At 72.7% G+C, this 7440-nt stretch carries 6 protein-coding genes; 3 read left to right on the top strand and 3 right to left on the bottom strand.

The window, feature by feature from the left end; genetic code table 11:
* Nucleotides 1-112 precede the first annotated feature (112 nt).
* Nucleotides 113-832 (bottom strand): hypothetical protein, encoded by a 720-nt coding sequence (locus ABZ342_RS42375; RefSeq protein WP_155548885.1) that lies wholly within the window; start codon nucleotides 830-832, stop codon nucleotides 113-115.
* Entirely contained in the window at nucleotides 829-2064 is a 1236-nt protein-coding gene (gene eccE / locus ABZ342_RS42370; protein WP_360485807.1) for a type VII secretion protein EccE, read from the bottom strand. The genes ABZ342_RS42375 and eccE overlap by 4 nt, the downstream gene beginning before the upstream one ends.
* Before the next feature lie 565 nt (nucleotides 2065-2629).
* Here eccE and eccB point away from each other — a divergent pair.
* From eccB to ABZ342_RS42355, 3 genes are all read left to right on the top strand, one after another.
* Nucleotides 2630-4270, top strand: coding sequence for a type VII secretion protein EccB (eccB, locus tag ABZ342_RS42365; RefSeq protein ID WP_360485804.1), 1641 nt, complete (start codon nucleotides 2630-2632; stop codon nucleotides 4268-4270).
* Nucleotides 4271-4338: 68 nt separating this feature from the next.
* Nucleotides 4339-4656: a hypothetical protein gene (locus tag ABZ342_RS42360; RefSeq protein ID WP_196425878.1), complete on the top strand. Its 318-nt coding sequence runs from the start codon at nucleotides 4339-4341 to the stop codon at nucleotides 4654-4656.
* Nucleotides 4656-5780 (top strand): WXG100 family type VII secretion target, encoded by a 1125-nt coding sequence (locus ABZ342_RS42355; protein ID WP_360485801.1) that lies wholly within the window; start codon nucleotides 4656-4658, stop codon nucleotides 5778-5780. Before ABZ342_RS42360 ends, ABZ342_RS42355 begins: the two co-directional genes overlap by 1 nt.
* Nucleotides 5781-5802: 22 nt before the next feature.
* Here the strand turns inward: ABZ342_RS42355 and ABZ342_RS42350 are convergent, their stop codons facing one another.
* Nucleotides 5803-7431, bottom strand: a complete 1629-nt coding sequence (locus ABZ342_RS42350; protein WP_360485798.1) for a S8 family serine peptidase — start codon at nucleotides 7429-7431, stop codon at nucleotides 5803-5805.
* Between the last annotated feature and the right edge of the window lie 9 nt (nucleotides 7432-7440).

Genomic DNA, 7440 nt, shown 5'->3' with positions numbered 1-7440 from the left:
AGCTGACGCCGTCGAGCTGGGACAGCATGAGCGCGCCGTAGACGGCGGCGCCGATGGTGCCGGCGGCCGCCGCGACCAGCATCGCGCGCATCTTGCTGAGACCTCAGTGACCTCAGTCGCCGCGGCGGACCGGGCCGAGCAGTTGCTGCTCCTTGCCCGTCGTCACCAGCCGCAGCGGCCGCCACAGGTTGCGGCCGAGGGCCACGACCTGGTCGTCCTTCAGCATGGTCAGCTGGCGCATCATCTGCGGTGGCAGGTTCCAGATGCGGCCCGCCAGCTCGGCCTGGCCGGCCGGGAGACGCTGCATCAGCACCAGGTCCGCCGCGTTCGCCGTCACGCCCGCCTGCGGGTGCAGGTACGGCAGCACGTACACCGTCGTCTGCCACGGCGACCGCGGCGGGAACAGGTCCTGCGGGGTCGGGCCGCCGTCGGTCACCACCAGCAGCGGTGCGTCCTCGGACGGCCGCGGCAGCTCGACCGGCGACAGGCGCCTGATCTGCACCAGGGGTGACGGACGGCCGTCGCCGCTGCCGGCCGCGCGGGACAGCACCTGCCACTCGGTCGGGCGCCCGGTCGCGACCACGACCCACGCACCGACCGCCATCGCGCGCATCGCGACCTGGCGGGCCAGGTACAGCCCGCCCACCAGCACGATGCGGGTCGGCGTCGAGCGCAGCGCCGAGATCGTCAGCGGCTCGCCCTTCAGGCCCGAGCCCAGCACGATGCCGCCGCGGTCGCCCGAGGGGCTGACCGCGTCGAGCATCGCGGGGTCCACGGTGAACTCCGGCGCCACCCCGATGTTCTGCCCGGCATCGCGGACACGCGAGCTCATGCTGTTCCTCCGATCGGCAGCGTCGCGGCGAACGCGGAGACCTGCAGCCCGCGCAGCGGCGTCAGGTTCACGTCCAGGCGCTCGGCCAGGCCCCGCAGCCGCTGGTCGGCGGCGTCGAGCTCACGCGGGTTGCGCGCGCTCAGCCGGACCACGCCGCGCAGCCCGATCTTGCCTTCGTCGGACGCCGGGGAAATCGACATCGCGAGCGTCGACGACAGCGCGCGGACGCTCGTCAGCGCGTTCAAGCTGCCGGAGATCTTGCCCTTCGGCCAGCCGGTGATCGCGTAGCTCGCGTGGCCGATGCCGGCCGCGGTCACGCCGGACCAGCGCTCCTGCAGCGTCACCCGGTTCGGCGAGCCGGCGACCGAAGTCAGCTCCGCGGCCGAAATGCTCGCGCGCAGCAGCTCGTCCGGGTCGAGCGGCCGGGTCGGCACGCCCTGCGACTCCAGCGCGTTGCGCACCCGCGAAAGCGCGCCGATCAGCGCGCGGTGGGCGCCGACGACGCCGCCGCCACGCTCGCGGATCGCCGCCGGGCAGCGCTTCGGGTCCAGCCGGATCGCGACCCACGTCGTCCGCCGCGCGGCCGCGGGCAGCGGCCCGAGCACCTCCATGTAGGAGCTCAGCGCGGGCGAATCCGCCGGCAGCGCCGCGCTGCCGGGGTAGCAGTGCCAGATCGTCTGGATCGAGTCGAGGACCACGCCGCGGTCTTCGAGGCACGGCGCGAGCGCCGACAGCGGCAGGCTCGGCGCGCCACCGGCCTGGGTGATCAGCGCCGGTGTCGGCTCGACGAGCAGCACCGCCGTCCAGGTGCCGTCGTTCCAGGCGAGCCCGACCTGCTGGCGCTCGTGGTCGACGCCGTGCGCCACGACGAGGTCCGGCACGGCGATGCGGAGCAGGTTGACGCGGGCGTCGTCCGGGCCCGTCACGGTGGTCTCTTCGGCGGCCAGCTCCTCGACCGTGCTCGGCGGCAGCGGCTCGGCGACGCGGTCGTGCGAGCGGAAGGAATACCGCGTCGTCAGGCCGACCCACTGGGTGAACCAGCGGCCGCGCCAGCGCAGGAGAGCGACGATGAGGGCGAAACCGACGACGCCGATCGCGACGTACTTCATCGACATATTGATGGCGAGCAGCACCAGCCCGACCGCGAGACCGACCTCGAGCACGACGAGGTTCGCCACGGGGAGCGGGCCGAGGCTCACGCCCGACGAGCGGCGCCGCGCGGGGGGCGCCATCCGCACGGGACTGGGCGGGGGAGTGGAAGGGCCGCTGTCGTCGGGTCCCTGAGGACCGCCACCGCCGGGACCACCCGGACCGCCGGGGCCACCAGGTCCACCGGGGCCGCCAGGTCCACCAGGGCCGCCAGGTCCACCGGGACCGGGACCTCCGGGACGTCCACCGGGTCCGCCGGGGCCACCAGGACCGGGACCGGGGCCACCGGGACCGCGCGGGGGCATCCCGGGTCCGCCGGGGCCACCACCGGGGCCGCCAGGTCCGCCGGGAACGCCACCGGGGCCACCCGGCACGCCTCCCGGACCGCCGGGACCTCCGGGTCTCCCGGGTCGCGGCGGCGGGCCCGGCGGGCGGCCGGAGGGCGGGGGCCCGGGCGGGCCAGGCGGACGTGGAGGAGTGGTGACGGACATCCGCGCTTTCTCTTCCCCTCGTGCTTGCTGCGTACCCCGGAAGCCGGGTCCCGGAGGATCCGACCCTAGCCGGAGTTGGTAGAAACCCCACACCAGACGGTCCCCGTACGGCTATCCTGCGGAACCGTACCGCGACGGGGAGAGCTGTAGGTCGAGAATGCCATCAACACCCACGACTAAGTCTCAGGTTCAGGCGTACAAGTTCGTCCTGCGCCGGATGCAGTCGGCGCTGGTCCGGCGCGACGCCGTGATGCTGCACGACCCGATGCGCACCCACACGCGGGCCACGATCGTGGGGGTCGTGCTCGGCGCCCTCGGCATGATCGTGTTCGTCGTCTGGGGGCTGCTCAGCCCGGCCCCGTCGGTCCCGGAGGCCGGCGGCATCGTGATCGGCGAGCAGTCCGGCACGGTCTACGTGGTGATGGGGAACCCGAAGACCCTCGTCCCGACGTTCAACCTCGCGTCGGCGCGGCTTCTCCTGCTGGCTCAGCAGAAGAATTCGAGCACGGGCAACAACCCCGGGGCCGCGCCGGCCGCCGCCCCGGCCCCGGCGAGCCCCGCCGCTGTGAAGAATCCCACTGTCGTTTCCGACGATCAGCTGAAGGACATCCCGCGCGGAAAGCTGACCGGAATTCCGGACGGACCGCAGCTGATCCCGACGGACTCCCAGCGGATCACCCCCAACTGGGCGGTGTGCGACCAGGTCCTGCTCGATCCGACGCAGCCGAACCCGGACATCGGCAAGACCGAGACGTCCGTCTTCGGCGGCGTCGCCCCGAGCGCCCTCGGCACCGAGCTGGGGGAGAAGGAAGCCTTGCTGGCGGCGGCGGACAACGGCAAGACCTACCTGATCTACCGCCTGCCGAGCACGCAGAACCGCCCGAACGCCAACACCGTCCGCGCCGAGATCGACACCAGCGACTCGCACAACGCGGTCTCGACGGCCTTGCAGCTGCTGAACCAGAAGCCGCGCAAGATCACGCAGGGCCTTCTGAACGCGATCCCCGAGGTCCCGCGCCTGACCCCGCCGGTGATCGCGGACGGCGCGCCTCCGGCCGACCTCGACGGACTGGCCGCGGGCGACGTCTTCTCCACGCAGCCCACGGGTGAGCAGCCGCAGTACTGGGCCATCACCACGGCCGGCATCCAGCAGGTGTCGCAGGCGGTCGCCGACGTCATGCGCGTCGCGAAGCACGGCAGCGCGAGCGAGCTGCGGACCCTCGGCCTCGACAAGCTGTCCGGCATCCGCGTGCTGCGGGCCGGTGACCCCGACTACATCCAGGTCGACGACTTCCCGCGCTCGGTCCCGACGGTCCTCGACGCCACCAAGAACTCGGCGGTCGCCTGCCTCGGCTGGTCCGTGGTCGGCGAGGGCGACAACCGCGACGGCCACACGTCGGTGTACATCGACACCCTGCTGCCGGGCCAGAACAGCCACGGCGCCAAGTTCGCCACCACCAAGGTCACCACGCCGGGCCCGAACCGCGTGCCGATCAACGGGTTCTACCTCCAGCCCGGTTTCGGCGCGGTGGTCCAGTCCGCGACCGGCAAGGCCAGCTTCGGCAAGGGCGCGATCCAGCTGATCTCCGACCGCGGTATCCGCTACAGCGTCCCGGACGCCGCGACCGCGGACGCGATCGGCCTGAACAACCGCCAGCCCGCGCCGGAGTCGATCATCGGCCTGCTGCCGACCGGGGCTTCGCTGAACACCCAGGACGTGCTCAAGCAGTTCGACTCGGTGCCGATCGACCCGAACGCCGGCTCGTTCCCGGTCGCGACTCCGCAAGCGGGCGGCTGAGGCGGAACCACCGGGGGCCGGCGGACGTCACACGCTCGAGGAGATCTTCTGGTGAGCGGAGAGGTGCCATGGCCGGCTTGAGGATGGACGGCGTGGTCGTCGCCGAGTACGCCCGGACCGCCGAGGAGGCCGCTGACGACCTGCACGCGGCCGCGGCCGACGTGGGGGGCGAGGGCGTCTCCGGCGAGTCCTACGGCCCTCTGGGGGCGCAGATCGGGCTCGGTGAGTCGTACGGCCGCGCGGCCGGTGCGCTCCGGCGTCAGCTGTCCGACGGCGCCGAGGCGCTGAAGTCGGCCGCCGAAGCGCTGCGGCAGGTCACGGTGCGCCACAGCGGGCAGGACGCGGCGGCCGCCGAGCTGATCGAGCGCGCCGGGCGGGTCGAATGATGTTCGCCGAACCGGAAGGCGCCACGGACTCCATTCCGCACCCGCTGGCCAAGAAGGCCGCCCCGGCGTCGGCCGCGCCCGTGGTCGCGTTCTCCCCGGACGCGGAAGGCGACGAGATCGCCGCCACGGCCGAGCCGTACCTGGCCTACCTCACCGACGTTTCGCACCAGCTCGGGCTGGTCGATCTCGTCGAGACGTACTTCCGCCCGCTGATCGGCCGCTGGGGGGACCTCGGCGCCGAAGCCGGCCGGCTGCGCCAGGCCGCCGCCACCGCGGCCGAGGTGTCCACCCGCCTCGACGACGGCCTCGGCCGTCTCGACGGCGGCTGGGAAGGCCGCGACGCCGACGCTTTCGTCGCGTACATGCGGGAGATCGGGGCCGCGGGCGGCGACCTCCAGGAGGCGTTCACCGTCCTCGCCGGCTCGCTCGACGAGCTGGTGACCACCCTCCGCCACGTCGTCGTCGACCTCACCGAAGTGCTGGTCGACGCGGCGGACCTGATCTCCGAGACGATGACGCTGCCGAGCGGCGGCGCCAAGCGGGCGCGGGTCCAGCTGCGGGAGACGCAGGATTCGGCGAAGGCGCTGTACGAGACGGCCCGGGACGTCCTCGAGGCGTTCGACCGGCTGTGCGACGGCGTCGACGATCCCGATGCGACCGCCCGGAGCATCGAGATCGCGCACCGGTACCCGGACGAGCGGTTCCGGCTGCACGACGACTCGGTCATCGGCACCTCCGCCGCCGCGGAACCGACGACGACGCCCGCCGCAGCGGATTCGGCTTCCGGTTCCGACGAGGCCACGACGCCGTCGTCGGCGAGCGGAGATCAGGCGGAGCCGAAGCACACCGGCGCGGGCACGCCGGAGGCTCAGCCGGCCGCGGCCCAGCCGGTCGCCGCCCCGGACCAGCCGGACGCCGCGAACCAGTCGTCGTCGGGCATGCCGATGATGCCGATGATGGGCTTCGGAGCCTTCGGCGGCGGCGGTGGTCAAGGACGGCGCCAGTCGAAGACACGGCCGACGACGTCGCCGTCGGAACTGCTGGGGGAGCCGGGTTTGGTCGCCCCGCCGGTCATCGGCGAGGAGGAAGACCCGCAGCAGAAGAAGAAACCGCCGGCGAAGTGACGCTTCCCCGGCCGGGGAAGCGTCAGCGCCGGGAAGCCGCTTCCTCGGGCCGGTTGCGGCGGATGGTGCGCATCACGAACAGCGTGATCAGCAGCGCCACGACACCGCCGCCGGTGCCCGCCAGTGCCACGATCATCGGGGTCGAGCTGTGGTCGTTCGCCGGCGGCAGCTGGGCCAGCTGCGGAGGCGGGATCGGCGCCTGGTTCCCGATCTCGGACGGGAGGCTCTGCGTCAGCGCCGCCACCGGGTCGATGACGCCGTAGCCGACGAAGTTGTCGCGGCCGCCCGGAGCGGCCGGGTGCTGGGCCGTTTCCTTGATGCGGTTGACGATGCCCTTGGCGTCGAGGGTCGGGTACTTGGCCTTGACCAACGCCGCGAGGCCCGCCACGTACGGGGCGGCGAAGCTCGTTCCCTGGATCTCGCTGGCCTTGTCGCCGCTTTCGAACGTCAGGTTCGCCAGGCCGCGGGAGCCCTCGGCGGGGTCGAGCGAGATGATCTGCGTCCCCGGCGCCGCGACGCCCACCCACGGGCCGTGCACGCTGAACGGGGCCACGCTGCCGTACTGGTCGATCGCCCCGACGGACAGCACGTCGTCGGCGAACCACGGCGGCGTCACGATCGTCTTGGGCTTCCGAGCGTCCGGCTGGTCGTTCTGCGGGCAGGTGTCCGTCGCGTTGCCGGCGGCGGCGACGACCACGATGCCCGCCAGCGCCGCGTGGTGCACGGCCGCCTGGACCTGCTGCTCGCCTTCGGTGATGCTGCCGGTCGCCGTGCGGCAGTTGTCGACCGACATGTTGATGATGTCGGCCGACTTGCGGTCGGCGATGCCGCGGATGATCTCGGCCAGCGTCTTCAGCGTGCCCGCGGTGCCGGCCTTCTCCAGCTGGCGTCCGCCGTTCGACTGCCCGGGCGAAGTCCGGTCGCCGTCACCGGAACCGGAGCCGCCACCGCCCTCGCTCGGCGGCAGCGAAGACCCCGAACCGGTGGGCGGCGTGGTGCTCGACGACGGCGTGCCCCCGGCGGTGTTGCTCGCCGGCGGCGTCGACGTCGAGGTGTCGGGCTCGTAGTTCTCGCTCAGCTGGCGGTAGGACACGATGGTCGCGTCCGGCGCCACGCCGATGAACCCGACCTCCGGGTCGTCCGGCTTCGCTGCGATGATCCCGGCGACCTCGGTGCCGTGGCCGTCGCAGTCCTCGAGTCCCTTGGGCTGGCCGTTCGTCGGCGTCGCGACGTACTCGCCACCGGACTCGAGGTTCGGCAGCCAGGGGTGCTTCGTCACGCCCGTGTCGACCACGGCGACCTTGACGCCCCGGCCGACGCCGCCGTTCGTGGCGGCCTTGACGATCTCCTGGGCCTTCGTGATCTGCAGGTAGTCCTGGCCCCACGGCCGGTTCTTCAGCACGATGTTCTGGCCCAGCGTGCTGCGCTGGACGCAGCCCTTCGACTGCTTGTACTTCTTGTCCGGCTGGCCGGAGTCCGGGGGCAGCTTGGTCATGTCCACCGGGGGCGGGGTCGCGAAGTAGCCGTCGGCGGGCGCCTGCTGGGCCCAGACCGGCACCGCGACGGCCACCGAGGACAGGAAGCCGATCGTGCCGGTCAGCAACGCCGTCGTGGTCCGCCGGGTGGCGCCGAAACGCCGTCCTACTGCCATCCGAGATTC

Source organism: Amycolatopsis sp. NPDC005961 (genome assembly GCF_040629235.1).
GTDB lineage: Bacteria > Actinomycetota > Actinomycetes > Mycobacteriales > Pseudonocardiaceae > Amycolatopsis > Amycolatopsis camponoti.
The sequence above is the reverse complement of the archived record's forward strand: the minus strand, read 5'-3'. Positions and strand labels throughout refer to the sequence as shown.